15 protein-coding genes are annotated in these 21,300 nt (G+C 70.2%); 5 read left to right on the top strand and 10 right to left on the bottom strand.

What is annotated here, in order from left to right:
- Nucleotides 1-6 precede the first annotated feature (6 nt).
- A complete protein-coding gene (locus M1E25_RS16015) occupies nt 7-1,167 on the bottom strand; it encodes a citrate synthase (RefSeq protein ID WP_251415923.1) in 1,161 nt (386 codons plus the stop codon).
- 111 nt (nt 1,168-1,278) lie between these two features.
- On the opposite strand from M1E25_RS16015, the gene M1E25_RS16010 reads away from it, so the two are divergent.
- From M1E25_RS16010 to M1E25_RS16000, 3 genes are all read left to right on the top strand, one after another.
- Nucleotides 1,279-2,514, top strand: coding sequence for a citrate synthase (locus M1E25_RS16010; RefSeq protein ID WP_251415921.1), 1,236 nt, complete (start codon nt 1,279-1,281; stop codon nt 2,512-2,514).
- Nucleotides 2,515-2,594: 80 nt separating this feature from the next.
- Nucleotides 2,595-3,563, top strand: a complete 969-nt coding sequence (locus tag M1E25_RS16005; protein ID WP_251415919.1) for a ferredoxin family protein — start codon at nt 2,595-2,597, stop codon at nt 3,561-3,563.
- A gap of 92 nt (nt 3,564-3,655) precedes the next feature.
- A complete protein-coding gene (locus tag M1E25_RS16000; RefSeq protein WP_251416043.1) occupies nt 3,656-5,299 on the top strand; it encodes a sensor histidine kinase in 1,644 nt (547 codons plus the stop codon).
- Nucleotides 5,300-5,379: 80 nt separating this feature from the next.
- Here the strand turns inward: M1E25_RS16000 and M1E25_RS15995 are convergent, their stop codons facing one another.
- The 3 genes from M1E25_RS15995 to M1E25_RS15985 form a co-directional block, all read right to left on the bottom strand.
- Nucleotides 5,380-6,972 carry a monocarboxylic acid transporter gene (locus tag M1E25_RS15995; protein ID WP_251415917.1) on the bottom strand — a complete coding sequence of 531 codons (1,593 nt, stop codon included), beginning with the start codon at nt 6,970-6,972 and terminating at the stop codon, nt 5,380-5,382.
- The gene (locus M1E25_RS25785) at nt 6,969-7,553 is read right to left on the bottom strand and encodes a DUF485 domain-containing protein (protein ID WP_251415915.1); all 585 of its coding nucleotides are present in this window, start codon (nt 7,551-7,553) and stop codon (nt 6,969-6,971) included. Before M1E25_RS25785 ends, M1E25_RS15995 begins: the two co-directional genes overlap by 4 nt.
- Before the next feature lie 202 nt (nt 7,554-7,755).
- Entirely contained in the window at nt 7,756-9,891 is a 2,136-nt protein-coding gene (locus M1E25_RS15985) for a DNA gyrase/topoisomerase IV subunit B (RefSeq protein WP_251415913.1), read from the bottom strand.
- A gap of 434 nt (nt 9,892-10,325) precedes the next feature.
- Between M1E25_RS15985 and M1E25_RS15980 the strand changes: the two genes are divergently transcribed.
- Complete coding sequence (locus M1E25_RS15980) at nt 10,326-10,556, top strand: DUF7455 domain-containing protein (protein ID WP_251415910.1); 231 nt, start codon at nt 10,326-10,328, stop codon at nt 10,554-10,556.
- 108 nt (nt 10,557-10,664) lie between these two features.
- On the opposite strand, the gene M1E25_RS15975 is transcribed toward M1E25_RS15980, so the two are convergent.
- The 6 genes from M1E25_RS15975 to M1E25_RS15950 all read right to left on the bottom strand — a co-directional run bounded on the left by M1E25_RS15975 (nt 10,665) and on the right by M1E25_RS15950 (nt 18,833).
- Entirely contained in the window at nt 10,665-11,495 is an 831-nt protein-coding gene (locus M1E25_RS15975) for a serine protease (RefSeq protein WP_251416041.1), read from the bottom strand.
- 192 nt (nt 11,496-11,687) lie between these two features.
- Nucleotides 11,688-13,259 carry an RNA polymerase sigma factor gene (locus M1E25_RS15970; protein ID WP_251415907.1) on the bottom strand — a complete coding sequence of 524 codons (1,572 nt, stop codon included), beginning with the start codon at nt 13,257-13,259 and terminating at the stop codon, nt 11,688-11,690.
- A gap of 349 nt (nt 13,260-13,608) precedes the next feature.
- Nucleotides 13,609-14,499: a FadR/GntR family transcriptional regulator gene (locus M1E25_RS15965; protein ID WP_251415904.1), complete on the bottom strand. Its 891-nt coding sequence runs from the start codon at nt 14,497-14,499 to the stop codon at nt 13,609-13,611.
- 162 nt (nt 14,500-14,661) lie between these two features.
- A complete protein-coding gene (locus M1E25_RS15960; RefSeq protein WP_251415901.1) occupies nt 14,662-16,461 on the bottom strand; it encodes an ATP-binding cassette domain-containing protein in 1,800 nt (599 codons plus the stop codon).
- 191 nt (nt 16,462-16,652) lie between these two features.
- Nucleotides 16,653-17,417, bottom strand: a complete 765-nt coding sequence (locus M1E25_RS15955; protein WP_251415899.1) for an NUDIX hydrolase — start codon at nt 17,415-17,417, stop codon at nt 16,653-16,655.
- Nucleotides 17,418-17,501: 84 nt separating this feature from the next.
- Entirely contained in the window at nt 17,502-18,833 is a 1,332-nt protein-coding gene (locus M1E25_RS15950; protein ID WP_251415897.1) for a DUF4192 domain-containing protein, read from the bottom strand.
- A 146-nt stretch (nt 18,834-18,979) separates the two neighbouring features.
- Between M1E25_RS15950 and M1E25_RS15945 the strand changes: the two genes are divergently transcribed.
- Complete coding sequence (locus M1E25_RS15945; RefSeq protein ID WP_251415895.1) at nt 18,980-21,145, top strand: RecQ family ATP-dependent DNA helicase; 2,166 nt, start codon at nt 18,980-18,982, stop codon at nt 21,143-21,145.
- Nucleotides 21,146-21,300 lie beyond the last annotated feature (155 nt).

Raw genomic sequence — 21,300 nt, 5'->3', positions numbered from 1 at the left:
CGCAGCTCAGGCCGCGGGCAGGGGACGCGGTGCCGATGGCCCGACGTACCGGGCGAGCGGGCGGATGATCTTGGAGTCGTCGGCCTGCTCGAGGATGTTTGCGCTCCACCCGACGACCCGCGCCGACGCAAAGGTCGGGGTGAACATCTCCCGGGGCAGCCCGCACAGTTCCATGACGACGCCGGCGTAGAACTCCACGTTGATGTGCAGGTCCCGGCCGGGCTTGAGCTCGGCGAGGATCGCCTCTGCCCGCTCCTCGACCTGCACCGCGAAGTCGACGAGCGGCCCGCCGAGGGACTCCGCGATGCCGCGCAGCATCCGTGACCTCGGGTCCTCGGTGCGGTAGACGGGGTGCCCGAATCCCATGAGCCGTTCGCCGGCGAGCACGCGGCGGCGGATCCACCCGTCGATGCGGTCCGGCGTGCCGATGGCGTCCAGGGCGTCCAGGGCGCGGCTCGGTGCCCCACCGTGCAGCGGCCCCGACAGTGCGCCGACAGCGCCGGCCAGGCACGCGGCGACATCGGTGCCGGTGGATGCGATGACGCGGGCGGTGAACGTCGAGGCGTTGAATCCGTGGTCGATCGTGGAGATCAGGTACTGCTCGACAGCTCGCGCCCGGTCCGGCCGCGGCTCCTGCCCGGTGAGCATGTACAGGTAGTTGGCTGCGTACGGCAGGTCGTCGCGCGGCTCAACGGGCTCCTCTCCCCGCCCGATCCGGTGGAGCGCGGTCAGCAGGGTCGGCACCACCGCGCAGGCGGCCAGCGCGTCGGCACGACGGGCATCCGGGTCGATGTCGTACAGCGGGCGGAAACCGGCGGCGCTGCCGAACAGGGAGAGCGCAGTGCGCAGGCCGGCCAGTGGACCGGACGGCGTGCAGGCGCGGGCGATGGTCGGGAGCGCGTCGCGTACCTCTCCGGGCAGATGACGCAGAGCGGCCGTGCGCGAGGCGAACGCCTCACGCTGCGTGGCGTCGGGCAGGAAGCCCTCGGACATCAGGTGCCAGACGTCCTCGAAGGTCCGGCCGGCGGCCAGTTCGACGGCCGAGTACTCCCGGTAGTGATAGAAGCCCTCGCTGCCGCGCACGTCGCCGAGCGCGGTGTCGGTGACCACGACGCCCTTGAGTCCACGGGGGACGGAGATGGGGGTGGTCTGCTCGGTGATCGTCATGGCGTCCTCCTTATGTGTGGCACAACCGTCTACTGTTGATTAAAAATTGTCAATATTGATTCAATCAACATTTAGGTGAGCCGAACACCAGCGATGAGGTGGGATGGACCCATGACGGAGGACCAGCGGCGCCTCACCACGCGCGAGACCGCCGAACGGCTCGGTGTGAAGCCGGAGACCGTGTACGCGTACGTGAGCCGCGGCCTGCTCACCAGCCGCCGCGGGCCCGGAGGCCGGGGCAGCACCTTCGCCGCGGACGAGGTCGACACTCTGCTCCGGCGAGGACGAAGGGACCGCCCCACGGCGGCTGAAACGGCCTTCACCGGCGGGACGCTGCGGACCGGGATCACCCTGATCGAAGAGGACCGCTACTTCTTCCGCGGCGTCGATGCGACAGAACTCGCCGAGGCTTACGGCTACGAGGACGTCGCCGAGTGGCTCTGGACGGGCCGTATGGAACCCGGAACGCGTTTTTCGGCTTCGACGGAGACGACCACGGCGGCGCGGCAGGCCGTCGCCGCGCTACCCCGGCACAGCGGGCCGATGGACCGGCTGCGGGTGGCGGTCACAGCGGCGGCAACCGCCGATCCGTTGCGGTTCGACACCACCGAGGAACGGGTCCTGGCGACCGGCCGGACCCTCATCGCCACCCTCGTGGACGCTCTCCCGCCGGTGGCCGCAGAGGCACCGCCCGGCGCGTCCGTCGCCGAGCGGCTGTGGCCGAGGCTGACCCCGAGGGTGCCCGAGGGGCCGGGGATCGCCGTCCTCGACCGGGCGCTCACCCTTCTGATCGACCACGATCTGGCCGCCTCGACCCTGGCCGTCCGCGTCGCGGCATCGGCTCGCGCCCACCCCTACGCAGCCGTCTCCGCAGGGCTCGGCGCCGTGGACGGGCCCCTGCACGGGGCAGCCAGCGGCCTTGCGCACCGCATGCTCAGCGAAGTCCTGGAGCGGGGCAGCGCGGCAGCCGTGGTCGCCGACCACCTGCGAGCCGGGCGACGCATCCCCGGTATCGGGCATCGGCTCTACCCGGGCCCCGACCCCCGGGCCGTGGCTCTTTTCGGGGCCCTGGGAGAAACCCCGTGGGCCGAACCCGCCCTCGCCGCCGCCCGAGACGTCGCCGCCGTCGTCGCGCGCCACACGGATCGGCACCCGAACGTCGATCTGGCCCTCGCGGTGCTCTCCGTCGCCGCCGGCATGCCCGCGGAGTCCGGTGAGACGCTGTTCGCCGTCGCCAGGACGGCGGGCTGGCTCGCGCACGCGCTGGAGGAATACCGGGAAGCACCGCTGCGGATGCGCCCCCGGGGCGAGTACCGGGGACCCCGGCCGCCGCAGCCGCTTCCTTGATGCGACGACTCGATCCCGGACCATCACGGACGGGCAGGGCCGGAGTCCGACCGCCGCGCCCCCGGGTTAGGCTCACCTTCGTGAGAACGTGCGCCTCAGCTTCCCGGGAACTGGCCGAGCCCCTGGCGGGAACCGCGGCCACCGCCCGTACCTGGCTGCTGATCGAACAGCCCGGCCCGTGGGGGGCCAAGGCCCTCACCTCGAGCCACCTCGACCCCGCGCTCGGCCGCGCCCTCGAGACGGCCGCTGACGGCAGCGGTGTACGCGTGGCCCTGATCAGGCGTCCCGGCCGGCACCCCGACGGACACGAACCCGTGCGCCGCCGGGTCCTCCTCGCCCACACCGCCCCGGGAAACTCCTGGATCCGCACAACGGTGCTCACCATGGACGGCACCGGCGGACCGGGGCCGTCCGCACTGCTGGGACTCGACTTCACCGCGCTGGGTGCCGGCGAGCACGGAGACATCTGGGACCCGTACCTCGGCGCACCGCTCGCCTTCGTGTGCACCAACGCCAAGCGGGACCGCTGCTGCGCCCTGCTCGGACGCCCTCTCGCGGCCGAACTGGTCGCCGGTCTGGGCCCCGGGTCGGAGCACCGCATCTGGGAGATCACCCACATCGGCGGTCACCGCTTCGCCCCGACCCTGCTCGTCCTGCCCCACGGTTACGCCTACGGACGGGCAACCGCACACGCGACCAAGGACGTCCTCGAAGCGATCGGCGACGGCCGGATCGTCACCCACGGCTGTCGCGGGCGCTCCACCTGGGACCGGGCCGGCCAGGCCGCCGATCTGGCCGTGCGCGAAATGATCGGCGAGTGGCGGGCCGACGCCGTCGACGTGATCGCGACCCGGCCCCGGACAGCAGCCCCCGGCACGGGCTGGACCGTGACCCTCGCCCACCACGACGGACGCGTCTGGGAGGCGGACGTCGACCGTGGCGAGGCCGAGCCACCGCGCCCGGAGAGCTGCGGTGCCGAAGCGGGCACCCCGGCCCGCATGGACACGGTGGCGCTCCGGAACATAACAGGGACGGACAACGCGGTGTGATCGCGACCGCGCCGAGAGGCATCCGCAGCCGTCTGGGTCGGTTCCTGACCGGCATCGGACGGCCGAAGCGGGTCTTCTCCCAGGTTCTGCTGATGCAACTGGTGCTCACGACCGGGGTCACCGTGCTCGCGACCGGGCTGTTCATCGCCCCGCTCAACGCCCAGCTCGACGACCAGGCAATGCGACGCGCCCTCGCCATCGCCCAGAGCACGGCGGCGCAGCCCCGGATCTCCCGGCTCCTGCGCACGACACCGGCCGCACCCGACGGCCCCGTCCAGCAGGAGGCGGAGCGCATCCGCCATGCGACGGACGCCGAATACGTGGTGATCATGGACCTGCGGGGTGTCCGCTGGTCCCACAGCGAACCGCGCCGGGTCGGTGAACACGTCTCGACCGACCCCAGCCTGCCGCTGTCCGGCCGGGAGACGATGCAGATCGACAGCGGCACCCTGGGCCGCTCAGCCCGCGGCAAGGTACCGCTGCGGGACTCCGATGGGAGGATCGTCGGTGCGGTGTCCGTCGGCATCGCCTACGAGGGTGTACGGGCCCGCCTGCTCGGCGCCGTGCCGGGGCTGTTCGCCTACGCGGGCGGCGCCCTGGTGGTCGGTGCCGTCGCCGCTTTCCTGGTGTCCCGCAGCCTGCAGCGCCGTACCCACGACCTCGCGTTCTCGGACATCTCCGCCCTGCTGGCCGAACGCGAGGCCATGCTCCACGGCATCCGGGAGGGGGTCGTCGCGCTCGACGGCCTGCGCCGGATCCGCCTGGTCAACGACGAAGCGCAACGACTGCTGGGCATCGGGCCGGAGGCCACCGGCCGCCCGCTCGACGAGGTGCTGGGTCCGGGCCGGGCCGCAGATGTGATCGCCGGACGGGTGACGGGCGCCGATCTGCTGATGGTCAGCGGCAGCAGGGTCCTGGTGGCCAACCGCATGCCGACGGACGACGACGGCGCGGTCGTCACCCTGCGGGATCGCACCGAACTCGAACGGCTCGGGCGCGAACTGGACGGTACCCGCGGTCTGATCGACGCATTGCGCGCCCAGGACCACGAGCACGCCAACCGGATGCACACGATGCTCGGACTGCTCGAACTCGGCCTGTACGACGAGGCCGTGGAGTTCGTCTCCGACGCCGTCGGCGTGCACCGGGCCACAGCCGAACAGGTCTCGGAGCGCGTGGCGGATCCGATGCTGGCGGCGCTGCTCGTCGGCAAGACCACCGTGGCGGCGGAGCGCGGCGTCGAACTGTCCGTCTCCCCCGACACCCGGCTGCCCGATCGGGTGGTCGACCCGCAGGGCCTGGTCACCGTACTGGGCAATCTGGTGGACAACGCCCTGGACGCAACGGTCGGCGTCCCTCGCCCGCGGGTCGTCGTCTCGCTGCGCAGCGAGGGACGGGCCGCTGTCCTCCAGGTCTCCGACTCGGGAGCGGGGGTGCCGCCGGAACACCGGGAGTCGGTTTTCGACGACGGCTGGACCACCAAGAGGCCTCCGGCACACGGGAAACGGGGCATCGGGCTCGCCCTGGTGCGGCGGCTGGCCGAGCGTCAGGGCGGCAGCGCCACGGTGACCACCGCCGAGCACGGCGGGGCGCAGTTCACGGTGGTACTTCCGGACGCCCTCTCGGACACGGTCAGGACCGAGCGCCGGACCGCTCCGTCTCCTCCCGGGAGCGGAAACTTCCGGGCCCTGTCCGACACATGGCGCTGTCCGCCGGACGGAGAGACGTCCTCATAGTGGGCTGCTCGAAGGTGTCGACGACGCAGCGGATGTGCGTGCCGGGCGCCGCGAGCCGGACGGGACTTTCACAACAAGCCTCAGACCGCTCCCGCTCCGGTCAGGGCCCGCACCTCGGTCTCGGCATGCTTGGCCTCATCGGGCTCGTCCTCCGAGAGACAGGTCCCCAGCCATCCGGCGAGGAAGCCGAGCGGCACCGACACCAGCCCCGGATTCTCGAGCGGGAAGAGGTGGAAGTCCGCCTGCGGGAAGAGGGAACCAGGGCTGCCGGAGACCACCGGGGAGAGCAGCACCAGTACGACGGCAGGCACCAGTCCGCCGTACACGGCCCACACGGCTCCCCTGGTGGTGAAGCGCCGCCAGAACAGGGTGTAGAGCAGCACGGGCAGGTTGGCCGAAGCGGCGACGGCGAAGGCGAGCCCGACCAGGAACGCCACGTTCTGGTTCCGGGCGAGCAGTCCCAGGCCGATCGCGACGATGCCGATGCCGACGGAGGCCGTCCGGGCCACCGTCACTTCGCTGAACCTGCCGGCACCGCTTCTGCTCAGCGACGCGTACAGGTCGTGGGCCACGGACGCCGAGGAGGCGAGGGTGATGCCGGCGACGACGGCGAGGATGGTCGCGAAGGCGACGGCCGCGACGACTCCGAACAGTACGGCCCCGCCGGTCGATCCCGGTCCACCGCCGAGATCCGCCGCGAGGAGCGGGACGGCCGTGTTGCCGGCGGGATTGGATTCCCGCACTGCCTGTTGCCCGACGAGTGCGGCGGCACCGAAGCCGAGGACGATCGTCATCAGGTAGAAGCTGCCGATCAGCCCGATCGACCAGACGACCGAGCGCCGCGCGGCCCGGGCGGTGGGCACCGTGTAGAAGCGGGACAGGATGTGCGGAAGACCCGCGGTGCCGAGCACCAGCGCAAGGCCGAGGCTGATGAAGTCGAGCCGCGACCGCCAGTCGCCGCCGTACTTCAGGCCGGGCGCGAGGAAGGCAGCCCCGTGACCGCTGCGTTCCGCGGCCGTGCCGAGCAGGGCGCCGAGGTCTCCCCGGAACCGCACCAGGACGAAGGCCGTCAGGAGGACTGCGCCCGAAAGCAGAAGCACCGCCTTGACGATCTGAATCCAGGTCGTGGCCCGCATCCCGCCGAAGACGACGTACACGACCATGAGCGCGCCCACACCGATCACGGTCCAGGTGGGCGCCGTCGCGGACGAGCCGCCGAGCAGCAGGACCACGAGGCTGCCCGCGCCGACCATCTGGGCGACGAGGTACAGCACGCAGACGGTGACGGCCGAAACACCGGCCGCGATCCGCACCGGCCGTTCCCGCATCCGCGCGGCGACCACGTCGGCGAGGGTGAACCGGCCGCAGTTGCGGACGAGTTCGGCCACCAGCAGCAGAACAACCAGCCAGGCGACCAGGAACCCCACGGAATACAGCATGCCGTCGTATCCGTAGAGCGCGATCAGCCCTGAGATGCCGAGGAAGGACGCGGCGGACATGTAGTCCCCGGCGATCGCGAACCCGTTCTCCATCGGTGAGAAGAGTCGCCCGCCGGCGTAGAACTCCTCGGGGGATCCCCGGCGTCTGCGGCTCACCAGGGTGGTGATGGCGAGCGTGGCGGCGACGAACAGCCCGAAGAGCAGGAGTGCCAGGCTTCGGTGGTCCCCGGTCAACGTACCTGCTCCTGTCCCGTGTCGCCGTGGTGCCGGTTCTGCTCGTACACGGCCCATCTCAGTTCCATGGCTGCCCGGTCACGGCGCAACCGGGCGTGCCGGGCGTAGGCCCAGGTGAGCAGGAACGTGGTGGCGAACTGGCCGAGCCCGGCGAGGAAGGCGATGTTCAGTCCGCCGGCGACGGGGCGGGCCATGAACTCCGGTGCCGTCGTGGACGTGATGACGTAGGCGAAGTACCAGCCCAGGAACAGCACGGTCGCCGGGAGGACGAAACGCCGGTAACGCCGACGGACTTCACGGAACGCCGGACTTCGATGGACCTCGAGGTAGACCGCTTCGCGGGAGCCGGCACCGGCGGAGGCCGTGCCGGGACCGTCCCGCCCCGGGCGCGTGCAGATTCTGCCTGAAGCCCCGGGAGTCTCGTGGCTGCTTTCCCACGTCCCGCGGGACCGGAGTGCCGGGATCTCCGGGACGTTGGGGAGCTGGTCGTCGCCGGAGTCGGTGTCGCGGCTCTCGGTTTCGTCACGCCAGGGGTCGTCGAGACGGGTCGTGCCCGGATCCCGCTCGTCGTGGTCGTCCACCCGAACTCTCCTTGCCCGCAGCCTGCGTGACCGCATGACCAAGCATGGACAGAGCGGGAAGAGCCGGGCGGCACGATTACCGACATTCACCTCATCAGGTGATGTATGTCCGAGCTGGTTGCCGGAGCCGGAAGTGCCACGCCCCTCCGACGCCCCGGACCGGCGGAACCGGGCGGGGCAGCGGAGGGGCGAAGGTGACGTCTCAGGCGTCGATCCGGGAACGGTCCAGGGTCGCCGCGGACTCGGTGATGAAGCCGCGGCGCGGGGCGACGTCGTTGCCCATCAGGAGGTCGAAGACCTGCTCGGCCGCGTCCAGGTCGCCGATGTTGATCCGCCTCAGGGTCCGGTGTCGCGGATCCATGGTGGTCTCCGCCAGCTGGTCCGCGTCCATCTCGCCGAGGCCCTTGTAACGCTGGATGGACTCCTTGTACTTGATCCCCTTGCGCTGGAACTCCAGGAGGGTGTTGCGCAGTTCGTTGTCGCTGTACGTGTAGACGTACTTCTCCTGGCCCTTCTTCGGGTTCGTGAGCTCGATGCGGTGCAGCGGGGGGACCGCGGCGAAGACCCGGCCGGACTCCACCATGGGCCGCATGTAGCGCTGGAAGAGCGTCAGCAGCAGGCAGCGGATGTGTGCCCCGTCGACGTCCGCGTCGACGAGCAGGACGATCTTGCCGTAGCGGGCCTGGTCGATGTCGAAGGTCCGCCCGGAGCCGGCTCCTATGACCTGGATGATCGCTCCGCACTCCGCGTTCTTCAGCATGTCCGAGACGGACGACTTCTGGACGTTGAGGATCTTGCCACGGATCGGCAGCAGCGCCTGGAACTCGGAGTTGCGGGCCAGCTTGGCGGTGCCGAGAGCCGAATCACCCTCGACGATGAACAGCTCGCTGCGGTCCACGTCGTCACTGCGGCAGTCCGCCAGCTTCGCCGGCAGCGACGACGACTCCAGGGCCGTCTTGCGCCGCTGGGCCTCCTTGTGCTGCCGGGCGGCGATCCGGGTGCGCGCGGCGGCGACGATCTTCTCCAGCACCGCCCGGGCCTGCTGCTTCCCGTCGCGCTTGGTCGAGGTGAGGAACGCCTTGAGTTCCTTGGCGACGACGTTGGCGACGATCCGCGAGGCCGCCGAGGTGCCGAGGACCTCCTTGGTCTGGCCCTCGAACTGCGGCTCGGCGAGACGTACGGTGATGACGGCTGTGAGGCCTTCCAGGGCGTCGTCCTTGACGACGTCGTCCTCGGCCACGCGCAGCAGCTTGGCCGAGCGGAGCACCTCGTTGACGGTCCGGGCCACCGCTCGTTCGAAGCCGGAGACGTGGGTGCCGCCCTTGGGGGTGGCGATGATGTTGACGAACGAGCGCATCGTGGTGTCGTAGCCGGCACCCCAGCGCAGCGCGATGTCGACACCCAGATTCCGGGTCACTTCGGTGGGGGTCATGTGCCCGCGGTCGTCGAGGACCGGAACGGTCTCCTTGAAGGTGCCCTCCCCGCTCAGCCGCACGACGTCGCACACCGGCTTGTCCTGGGCGAGGAACTCGCAGAACTCGCTGATGCCGCCGTCGAACCGGAAGGTCTCCTCGACCGGCCCCTCCGCAGTGCCCCCGCGGACGTCGGCGGACCGCTCGTCGCGGACGACGATCGTCAGACCGGGGACCAGGAACGCCGTCTGCCGGGCCCGCGCGTACAGCGTGTCCAGGGAGAGCTTGGCGTCCTTGAGGAAGATCTGCCGGTCGGCCCAGAAGCGGACACGGGTGCCGGTGCGGTTCTTGGGGATCTTCTTCGCCTTGCGCAGCCCGTTGGCCGGGTCGAAGGGGGCTTCCGGTCCCGACTCGGTGAAGATGCCCGGGACCCCGCGCCGGAAGCTGATCGCGTGCGTGTGGCCGGCCCGGTCCACCTCCACGTCCAGACGCGACGACAGCGCATTGACGACGGACGCGCCCACGCCGTGGAGACCGCCCGAGGCCGCGTAGGAGCCGCCACCGAACTTCCCGCCCGCGTGCAGCTTGGTCATCACGACCTCGACGCCGGACAGGCCGGTCTTGGGCTCCACGTCCACCGGGATACCGCGGCCGTCGTCGCGCACCTCGACCGAGCCGTCGTCGTGGAGGATCACCTCGATGCGGGCGCAGTGGCCGCCCAGGGCCTCGTCGACGGAGTTGTCGATGATCTCCCAGAGGCAGTGCATGAGGCCGCGGCTGTCGGTCGACCCGATGTACATGCCGGGGCGCTTGCGCACTGCTTCGAGACCCTCGAGGACGAGCAGGTGCCGCGCGGTGTAATTGCCGCCGTCCCGGTCTGCTCCGGTCAGCAACGCAGTGGACGGCACGGACGTCTCGGCGGTCACGCGGTTCGCTCCTCGCTGAATTTCACGGCTGCCCCGGATCCCGGGCGCAGTGGCGCAGTTCGCCGATGAGAGGGTACCGAGGCTTGATAGAGCCGATGCGACACCACCCACGACGCTCCCCATGCTAATCCTGTTTCGAGTAAACGTTCGATCACCTTTGAGGGTGACATGAACATCACGTTCCCATCGAGGCATGAACCATTTAGGCTCCGGGCACGTCCTCATCTACAACGGCAATCCAGCCGTGGGACGAAACCAGACCAAGCGCGATGAATACGTAAGGCCCCGCACATACGACTCATTCGCCGCCAACCGCCACCATCCACCCGGACCGAAGCGTGATGTCGGGAAGAACACACTCGAGCGGGAACGTTTTCGGGCCGACTGGATGTTGACCCTGGTACGACAGCTCGTCGAGCTAGAGAAGAGGCGACGTGACTACTGTTCTGACACCCGCGAGCCCGCTGACGGCCGCTGACCGCTGCGACCGCTGCGGCGCCCAGGCGTACCTGCGCGTCGTTCTGACCAGCGGCGGTGAGTTGCTCTTCTGTGCCCACCACGGGCGCAAGTTCGAGCCGGAACTCAAGAAGATCGCCGCCGAAATACAGGACGAGACGGAGCGCCTCACAAGCCCTCCGGCGACGGCGCCCGACGACGAGCGCTGACAGGTCGCACCAACGCCGGGCCCCTGCGGCCCGGCAAGAGTCGGACAGCGGGCGGTCACGCTGGATCACCAGCGATGACCGCCCGCTTTCGTCCGCCCGGCCGCGCCGTCACCGTTGCCGGGTCACAAGATCCGCCACGGCGGCGATCCGGGTGTAGACCCCGGGCATCCCCGGCTCGCCGCACCCACTGCCCCAGGACACCAGCCCGACCAGGCGGCCCTGTGCGACCAGCGGTCCACCGCTGTCGCCCTGGCATGCGTCCCGGCCGCCCCGGGACTCACCCGCACAGACCATGGCCGCCTTGCTGTATGTTCCGTCCACGCTCCCCGGGTACGCGTTCTCGCACACCGCATCGTCGAGCACGTGCACCGCGGCCGCACGGAGCGAGGAGGCGTACGCGCCGGAGCCCGTGGTGTCGCCCCAGCCGTAGACGGATGCGGCGGTGCCCGCCCGGTAGGCGGAGTCCCCGGCCACGGCAAGGGATATCACGGAGTCCGCCGGCAGCGACCGCTCCAACGTGAGGACCGCAACGTCCCCTGCATTGGTGACCTCGTCGTAGTCCGGATTGACCCAGGTCCGGCTCACCCCCACCTCACTGCCCCCGGAACTGCTCAGGTCCCCCCGGCCCGCCACCACGGTCAGGTCGCGCACCTCGTTCCGGTCCACTCCGAGGACCTGGCGGCTCAGACAGTGCGCGGCCGTCACCACGGCTTTCCGAGAGACGACCGCTCCCCCACAGAACTGCCCGGAGCGTCCGCTGCCGAAGCGTTCCTTGCTCGCGAGTGCCACCACCCAGGGACTGTCCTTCACCCCCACCGGCTTCCCCCCGATCACCACACCGTCCGCGAAGGCCCGGGAACTTCCGATCAGAGGGAGTGCTGCCGTTGCCGCAATCAGCGCCAGTGTTCCGATCATCGCTCGTACTGTGGGACGCATAATGGCTCCTGACTCTGCGATGCACTGTGCCCACTCAGAGTGAGGCACTTTGCGGCTGATCGCACCCGGACGGTCGCAGCCCGAACGGCCGTCGGCCATGGGAGGCCCGGGATTCCCGGCGTGCGGCGCTGCGCCGAACGGAAAAGCCCCCGGCCCGCGGGAGGAGTGCGGGTCGGGGGCTCGCCGGCCGGTACATCAGTCCAGGTAGTCGCGCAGCACCTGGGAGCGGGACGGGTGGCGGAGCTTCGACATCGTCTTCGACTCGATCTGGCGAATGCGCTCACGCGTGACGCCATAGACCTTGCCGATCTCGTCGAGCGTCTTCGGCTGTCCGTCGGTGAGGCCGAAACGCATGGAGACGACGCCGGCCTCGCGCTCACTGAGCGTGTCGAGCACCGAGTGCAGCTGCTCCTGCAGGAGCGTGAAGCTGACGGCATCGGCCGGCACGACGGCCTCGGAATCCTCGATGAGGTCACCGAACTCGCTGTCGCCGTCCTCGCCGAGGGGGGTGTGCAGGGAGATGGGCTCGCGGCCGTACTTCTGCACCTCGATGACCTTCTCGGGGGTCATGTCGAGCTCCTTGGCCAGCTCCTCCGGGGTGGGCTCACGCCCGAGATCCTGGAGCATCTGGCGCTGGACGCGTGCGAGCTTGTTGATGACCTCGACCATGTGCACCGGAATGCGGATGGTGCGGGCCTGGTCGGCCATGGCGCGGGTGATCGCCTGACGGATCCACCACGTGGCGTAGGTCGAGAACTTGTAGCCCTTGGTGTAGTCGAATTTCTCGACGGCGCGGATGAGACCGAGGTTGCCTTCCTGGATGAGGTCCAGGAAGAGCATGCCGCGGCCCGTGTAACGCTTGGCCAGCGAGACGACGAGGCGGAGGTTGGCCTCCAGCAGGTGGTTCTTGGCCCGCCTGCCGTCCTCGGCGATGATCTCCAGCTCGCGCTTGAGCTTCGGGGCGAGCTTCTCGGAGTTGGCGAGCTTGTCCTCGCCGAAGAGACCGGCCTCGATGCGCTTGGCGAGCTCGACCTCCTGCTCAGCGTTGAGGAGCGGGACCTTGCCGATCTGCTTGAGGTAGTCCTTGACCGGGTCCGCGGTGGCACCGGCGGCGGCGACCTGCTGCGCGGGGGCGTCGTCCTCGTCGTCGTCGGAGAGCACGAAACCCTGGCTCTCGGGCTCCCCCTCGGCACCCGGCGCCGCACCGGGCTTCCCGGCGGCCGCCGGGGTCTCCTCGACGACGTCGGCGGACTCGAGGATCTCGTCGGTGACGTCCTTCTTCGCCGCGGTCTTCTTGGCGGCCGTCTTCTTGGCGGCCGTCTTCTTCGCCGCGGTCTTCTTGGCGGCCGTCTTCTTGGCCGCGGTCTTCTTGGCGGGCGGCGCCGGAGTCTCCTCGGTCACGCCGTCGGCACCGTCAGTCGCTGCGGCAGCGGCTGTCTTCGTGGCCGCGGCCGTCTTGGCGGCTACGGTCTTGGTGGCGGTGGTGCGCTTCGCCGGGCTCTTCGCTGCGACGCTCTTGCGGGTCCGCTTGGGCGCCTCTGCGGCACTGACCATCAGCGTCACACCCTCCTCGTCGAGGATCTGGTTGAGGCTGCGCAGAACATTCTTCCACTGGGTTGGCGGAATCTGGTCAGCCTCGAAGGCCCGACGAACGTCATCGCCTGCGATCTGCCCCTCGGCCTTTCCCCGCTCGATGAGCGCCAGAACGGACTCGGACTCGGCAATCTCGGCAGGGAGCGTACGGGATGTGCTGGCCGACACGAACAACCTCTCGGAACGATGGGAACGGCTTCCGGCTCCACCCGCGCAACGAGCTGAGCCGACGACCGTCGGCGGGGATGAACCGACGACGCGGGGGCAACCGCGGAGTAACACAGCGTCGCAATGGACATCCGTATTCCCTCTGCGGCTATCACCTCTTAGGTCATCGCGCTCCCCGGCAGAGCGTTACGCCCAATCCGCGTGGGCCGGGTCACAGCCCATTCGGGATCACAGCGGGATGAACCGGATGAATCAGAGCGGCCTCAGCACAATCGCACAGGCTCGGGGCTGGACTCCACCGGCCCCGGCCCGGGCCCCCGGACACCCGTCCGGGGGCACCGCTCGGGCGGTCTTGTCAGTGCTCACGCGGAGCGGGAACCACGCGCTCGACCTCGGGATGGACGGTGAGCAACTGCCGCATCGCGGCCTCCGCAGCCGCCCCGTCACCGGCGCCGATCGCCTCGACGATGCGCGAGTGGTGCGCCACAGCGGCTTCGGACAGCCGGTCACAGCCCATGACCGAGCCGCCGGAGACCTGCAGCGCGGAGGCCACGATCCCCGCCAGGTGCTCGAGCATGCGGTTCCCCCCGACCTGCAGAAGCAGCATGTGGAACTCGACGTCGGCGCGGGAGAAGGTCATCGAGTCGCCCTGGGTCAGCGCCTGGCTCATGATGCCGATCATCTCGGCGAGCCGCTGCTGGACGTCCTCCCGGCTGTGGCCGGCAGCCAGCCGGGCCGCCAGCGGTTCGATCATCCAGCGCAGCTCGCAGAGCTCACGGCGCTGGTCGTCGCGCTGGGGTCCGAACGCCCGCCACTCGATGATGTCGGGGTCCAGGAGATTCCAGTCGCTGACCGGCCGGACGCGAGTGCCGACGTTCGGCCGGGCACTCACCAGCCCCTTGGCCTCGAGCACGCGAAGCGATTCGCGCACGACGGTTCGGGAGACCTCGAACCGCTGGCCGATCTCTTCGGGCACCAGGGGGCGATCGGCTCCGAGGTCACCGGAAACGATCATCTGGCCGAGCTGCTGGACGAGTTGCCCGTGAAGGCCCCGGCCCCGGTTGCCGGCGGGGCGGCGGCCGACCCGGCCCATGTCGGGCTCGGCGGCCTCCCAGGTCTGGGTACCGAGACCGGTGCTGGAGCCCGAGTTCTCGGCGTACGGGTAGCGGTCGAGGTCGCCCTGTCCGGCGATGCCGGAGTCGACGGGGCGAGCCGATGTCATCGTGGTGTGCGCAAGGGTACTCACGAATCCTTTGTCGGCGACGCCCGTGGCACCCTTGAGGTCTTTGCTGAAAAGCACACGAAAGGGTGATCGCGCATAAACCCGCAATTGACGGTATATCAGGATCAACTCGGCCTCTTGCGCCGGGTTTTGGCGAACATATGTGGGGGGTTTCCTCGAGTCTGCTCACCGAACCCTGCCTCGTAGCAAGCCGATCAGAAGCAACGATGCCGAAACCCCGAGAAGCCCCGCCCCGGTTCCGAGAACGGACCAGGCCAGAAGATCGTTGACCGTGGCCGTCCAACGCCCGTCTGCGGAAACACCGTGGAACAGGGACGCCGTCTGCAGCCCGTCGACCGGACCGGGAAGCGAACCCGTCCCCTCGCCCCCGTCCGCCAGCATCCGGAGCCCAGGCACCACGACGAGAGGAATCCCGAGCACCACGGCGACGCCGGCGGCAGTGGACCTGAGCAGACCGGCGGCGATCACACCGGCCCATCCGCAGGCCATGACGATTCCGGCCCAACCCACCGTCTGCACAATGCCGCCGGCGGGGAGACGCAGCGGTGCCGAACCGAACAGCAGCCGCACGACTGCCATGTTCAGGGCGAGCGTCGCCAGTGACAGAGCGACGGCGAACGCGGCAGTGACAACGAGTTTGGCGGTGAGCAGTGCGAGCCGGCGGGGAACCGGCCCGTGCACGAACCCGAGGGCCGGATAACGGAATTCCTGCCCGAAGGAGAGTGCGCCGAAGATGCCGGAGGCGACCGCGGCCGGGGGTAGCGGGAGTTCGGGGAGCCAGCCGGCGAAAACCCGTGGGGCCGGACCTTCGCCGATCAGGCCCAGCAGGAGAGCGGCGACCAGGGAGACCCCCATGCTGACCGCAGCGAGCAGCAGGCCGGCGCGCACCCCCGTGGCCCGGATCAGTTCGTAACGCAGCGGCCACACAGGACTGCTGGGTGATCGGGGTTCGATCGAGGGTCCGGTATCGACTGCCGAGAGCCTGGGGCGTGATGTGTGTCCGGCGGCATCCGCTCCGGATGCATCCCCCGCCTCCGGGCCTCCGTTGCCTCCGGAGCGACGGCCGCTCGTACGCTCTCGCGCTGGCGTCGGACCTGCGTCGAAGACCTCGTCCGCAAGTTGGTGGATCAGGATGCCGTTGCGGAACGCGGTCTCCCCGACGGCCGCACAGGTGCTCCCGTAGACCGCGATGCGGTTGCCGCTCTCGCGCACGACCTCCACGGGACTGCCGGCAGCGCGGCGTTCGGCGTCAACGAGGGAGGCGAGCCGCGCAGCGTGCGGTGAGCGGACACTGACACGCGGACGCAGCCGTCGGGCCGCGAAGTCGGCGACGGACTGGTCCGCCACGACGCGCCCGGCCTCGAGGGTCACGACCCGATCGGCGATGCGCGCGGCCTCACGGGGGTCCCGGGACGCGAGAAGAACCGTGCCCCCCTGACCCGCGAATCCTCGGAGCAGCCGGTGCAACCAGACTGCTTCGCGCGACGACAGGCCTCGGGCGGGTTCGTCGAGCACGAGGGAGTGCGGGTCCGCCAGCAGTGCAACGGCCAGTCCCAGCCGGCGGTCCATTCCGACGGAGAGCGAGCCGAGCCGGCTGTCCGAGGCGTCCGTCAGCCCGACGAGCTCGAGCACGTCGTCGACCCGGCCCGGGTGGGCTCCCACCGCGGCACCGACCATCCGGAGGTGATTACGGGCAGTCCGGCCGGGGTGACCGGGGACATCGCCGAGTACGGCACCCACCTCGTGGGCCGGGTGACTGATCCGATGCAGAGGACGCCCGCGGAACAACGTGATGCCACGCCCCGGTTCGAGATGGAGCATGAGGCGCATGGCCGTGCTCTTCCCCGCTCCACGGGCACCGAGGAGAACGGTGATGTTCCCGGAGCGTGCCTCGAGCGTCAGATCATCGACGCATGAGGGACGGCTTCTGCGGGAAGTGCTCGTCAGTCCGATGGCCTGAATCATCGCTTCTCTCGCAGGGCGTGAGAGCGCTCGGCGGCGCGTGCGGGAACGTACCCGAGCAAGATAACGCTGAATGTCCTATTTTTCGGGAGGGCAGGCTGGTGACGGCCTGTCGCGTCCCTTTGTCAGCTGTCGTTCCCGCATCGGCTCGGCCGCCGGCCGGACCATGCCCCGCCCCTGCCGGCCGGGAGCGATCAGACGTCGGGGCGGAGCATGGGCGGGTTGAGCAACGTAGCGCCACCGGCACGGAACAACTGTGCGGGCCGCCCACCCTGACGGGTCGTCGTACCACCGGTGGGTACGAGGAATCCGGGGGTCCCCGTGACCTTCCGGTGGAAATTGCGCGGATCGAGGGCGACTCCCCAGACTGCTTCGTACACGCGGCGCAGCTCGCCGACCGTGAACTCCGGCGGGCAGAAAGCCGTCGCGAGCGAGGAGTACTCGATCTTCGAGCGGGCTCGCTCGACCCCGTCGGCGAGAATGCGGTCGTGGTCGAAGGCAAGCCCGCCGGCCTCGCCTGTCACCGGCGCCTTCGCCCCGTCGGCGTGCAGCAGATCCTCCACTGCGGACCAGCGGGCGCTGTGCGCGTCCCCTCCGGCTCGCGGAGCCGGCAGATCGGGAGCCAGCACCAGGTGGGCCACACTGACCACGCGCATCCGAGGGTCGCGTCCCGGTTCTCCGTACGTCGCCAGCTGCTCCAGGTGTGCACCGTTGACGGGGGTGGGCTCCGCCGGGTCGTGTGCCGTCAGGCCTGTCTCTTCTGCGAGTTCGCGCGCTGCGGCGGTGCCGAGGTCCTCATCGACGCGGACGAAACCACCGGGGAGAGCCCACCGGCCCTGGAACGGCGGCTCACCGCGTCTCACGGTGAGAGCGCACAGGGCGTGCCGGCGGACGGTCAGCACGACCAGGTCGACGGTGACAGCGAAGGACGGGAAAGCCGACGGGTCGTAGGGCGACATGCTGCGATCATAGTCGTCTCCCTGACGATAAACAGGGTCGCGCGCGACGGTGGGGGCGCCCGCGGCGCCCCGGAACCGCATGGTTCACCGGCGGCTGCGCGGATATACGCGGCGCCTCCGGACCGGCCTGCGGCCGTCCCCCCTCCTCTTCGCAGGGATTCGCCCCCGGCCGGCCGCGGCGGGATGTGCATCAGGGGCACGACCGGCCCTGCCGACCGGGTGCCGCCCGCGGGGCCGTCCGCCCCGGGGCCGGACAGGGCTCTCGGCACATGTCGCCCCACCAGCCTCCCGCTCATCCCGCTCCTCCCGCAGGCATCGCCGCAGCGCCTCGGGGTCGAGCCCTTCGTTGGCACCCTGGTGCAGCAGCTTGGCGAAGAGATAGTCGGGGTCCACACGCAGGGCGAGCGCCAAGGCCACACGGGCCACCGTCTCGTCACCGGATGACCACGCCACCCAGCCGGCCAGGGTCAACGGTGCTGCCGCGTGATCCTGGTACGCACCCACGCATCGTCGCGCGACGGCGCGCCAGAGCCGGAGTGCGGGCTCGGCATCCGGTGCTTCCATCCATTCCGCGGCACGGTCCCGGGTCTGTCGATCCTGGAGCCCGAGAATGATCGCGGCCGCCTCACCGGGAGCGACGAGCCCGTCGTCGCCGATGTCGGCCGAGACGGGCCCCGTCACCGCCGATGCCTTCCGGAAGCGTTCGATGAGCAGGCGCACGAGATCGAGCGTCTCCTCACGGACGACCCCTCGGTCCGCCCCGCCGAGAATGCGCGGGATGAGTGCCGATCCGGCCTCGTCGAGGGCGGTTTCCTGTTCCTGGGCGCGGGGTCCGGTCAGAGGAGCGAACCGCGCCTCCATCTCCCGCAGCGATCCCCGTACCTCGATGCCCGCGTAGACAGCGGCGGCCGCCATGACCGTGGTTCCGGGAAGGCCCAGAGGCGTGCCGCCCCGTGGGCAGCACCGGCTGTCGGGGCAGCAGTAGGACCAGAAGCGTCCCCGGGAGATGCACAGCGCCTCGAGGACCGGGACGTCCAGCCTGCCGCAGGCCAGGCGCAGCCGCTGGGCAAGCGGACGCAACCGCTCCATCACCGCTTCCGGCGCCTCCCCCTCGGCCGGATCCTGACAGAGGAAGACGATGACGGCCGAGGGCCGGTCGCCGCGCCTCTCGCTCCCGGACACCAGGCACTCGGCGAGCTGCTTCGAGGTTTCGGCCCACTCCTCGTTCGCGGCTGGGATACCCAGGCGCAGGCGCCCGCCGAAGCGGCCGCGTTCACCGTGCAGGGCCACCATCACGATGCTGTCGTCAGGGTGGAACCCCATCAGATAGGGCAGCGCGTCGGCCAGCTCGGCCGGGCTGCGCAGGGTGATCTGTCCGGCGGTAGAGGGTTGCGTTGATTCGGTGTGCTTCGTCATGACCCGACGGTCCCGCCACGCGGCCTGTCTCCGCCACCCCTGTGGACAACTCGGGGATCTTGTCGTACCTCGGCTGTGGACAACGGGTTTTCCACAGCCCGGGGCCCCGCTCGCGCGATGTCCGACCGATCGGGTTGCATGGTGCCATGAGCAACGACGACCTCCGGTCAAGAGCAGATGCCGTACTCGGCCGCCTCGTGGGCGACACGACCGGCACCGCACGGCTGCGCGAGGACCAGTGGCGCGCCATCGAGGCCCTGGTCGCCGATCGCCGACGTGCCCTGGTCGTGCAGCGGACCGGCTGGGGCAAATCAGCGGTCTACTTCGTGGCCACGGCCCTGCTCAGAGCCGTCGGCAGCGGACCGACGGTGATCATCTCGCCGCTGCTGGCGCTGATGCGCAACCAGGTGGAGGCCGCCGAGCAGGCCGGCATCCGGGCGCAGACGATCAATTCGTCGAACACCGAGGAATGGGAGGCGATCCAACATCAGGTGGCAGCCGGTGAGGTCGACGTCCTGCTGGTGAGCCCCGAGCGGTTGAACAACCCCGACTTCCGCGATCAGGTGCTGCCGAAGCTCGCTGCCGGCACAGGGCTGCTCGTCGTCGACGAGGCCCACTGCATCTCCGACTGGGGCCACGACTTCCGACCCGACTACCGGCGCCTGCGAACGATGCTGGCGGACCTGCCTCCGGGCGTGCCGGTGCTCGCCACCACAGCCACGGCCAACGCTCGTGTCACCGCCGACGTGGCCGACCAGCTGGGAACGGGCGAGGCGTCGTCGGAAGCACTCGTTCTCCGGGGTTCGCTCGATCGCGAGAGCCTCACCATGAGCGTGGTCGGGCTGCCGGACGCAGCCCACCGGCTGGCGTGGCTCGCCGACCACCTGGAGGAACTGCCGGGCTCGGGCATCATCTACACGCTGACCGTCGCGGCGGCGGAGGAGGTCACCGCATTCCTCCGGCAGCGCGGCCACACCGTGGCCTCCTACACCGGCAGGACCGAGGACGCCGAACGCCGGGCGGCCGAGACCGGGCTCCTCGCCAACGAGGTCAAGGCACTCGTCGCGACCTCCGCCCTGGGCATGGGCTTCGACAAGCCCGATCTCGGCTTCGTCCTGCACCTCGGCTCACCCTCGTCACCGATCGCCTACTACCAGCAGGTCGGCCGGGCCGGCCGCGGCGTGGACCATGCCGAGGTGGTACTGCTGCCGGGACGTGAGGACGAGGCGATCTGGCGCTACTTCGCCTCGCTGGCCTTCCCTCCCGAGGAACAGGTGCGGCGCACGCTCGACATCCTGGCCGCCGCCGGCCACCCGGTGTCGCTGCCCGCCCTCGAGCCTCAGGTGGATCTGCGCCGCTCACGGCTGGAGACCATGCTCAAGGTGCTGGACGTGGACGGAGCGGTCAGGCGTGTCCGCGGCGGCTGGATCGCCACCGGTGAGCCATGGGCGTACGACGCCGAGCGCTATGCCTGGGTGGCGCGGCAGCGTGAGGCCGAACAGCAGGCCATGCGTGAGTACGCCACCACCGGTGAATGCCGGATGGCCTTTCTGCGGCGCCAGTTGGACGACCAAGGCGCTGCTCCGTGCGGACGCTGCGACACGTGCGCCGGCCCCCGGTTCGACACGGAGGTCTCCGCAGAGGCGCTGCAGGCGGCTCGCGGCGAACTCGGCCGCCCCGGTGTGGAGATCGAGCCGCGCCGGATGTGGCCGACGGGACTGGCGGCCGTCGGCATCGAGTTCAAGGGCCGCATTCCGCACAGCGAACAGGCCGCGACCGGCCGCGCCCTGGGGCGGCTGTCCGACATCGGGTGGGGCAACCGGCTGCGGCCGATGCTCTCCCCGCACGCGGCAGACACCCCCGTTCCGGACGACGTGGCCGAGGCCGTGGTGACCGTACTGGCCGACTGGGCCAAGGGACCAGGCGGTTGGGCCTCCGAAGCAGCGGATGCACCCGCACGGCCCGCCGGAGTCGTCACCATCGCTTCACGCTCACGGCCGCAACTCGTCGGCACCCTGGGCCGGCACATCGCCACCGTCGGCAGAATGCCCCTGCTGGGCGAGATCACCTTCGCGGATGAACAGCGGGAAACGCGGATCCCGCGCACCAACAGCGCCCAGCGGATGCGTGTGCTGCACGAAGCCCTCACAGTCCCCCCGGAGCTCGCCCGGGCCATCGCATCGGCCGGTGGCCCCGTGCTGCTCGTCGACGATCTCGCGGACACCGGATGGACCCTCGCGGTCGCCGCCAGGCTGCTGCGGCGTGCGGGAGCCGAGCAGGTCTTTCCCCTGGTCCTGGGAGTGCAGGGGTGAGATCCGGTGGCGGTTGCGGAACTGCCGTCGGCGACGACGCGCGTCCCGAAGGGTGAGGGCCCCGGCTCCGGCCTCGGTCACCCGGGGCAACCTGCCGATTCGGCAGGGTACGGCGAACTTGCTTATTGCCGCTGCACGGTTCAGACGCGAGAATT

Origin of the sequence: Streptomyces meridianus, from assembly GCF_023703325.1 — a bacterium.
Lineage (GTDB): Bacteria > Actinomycetota > Actinomycetes > Streptomycetales > Streptomycetaceae > Streptomyces > Streptomyces meridianus.
This window is presented reverse-complemented; position numbering and strand designations above follow the sequence as displayed.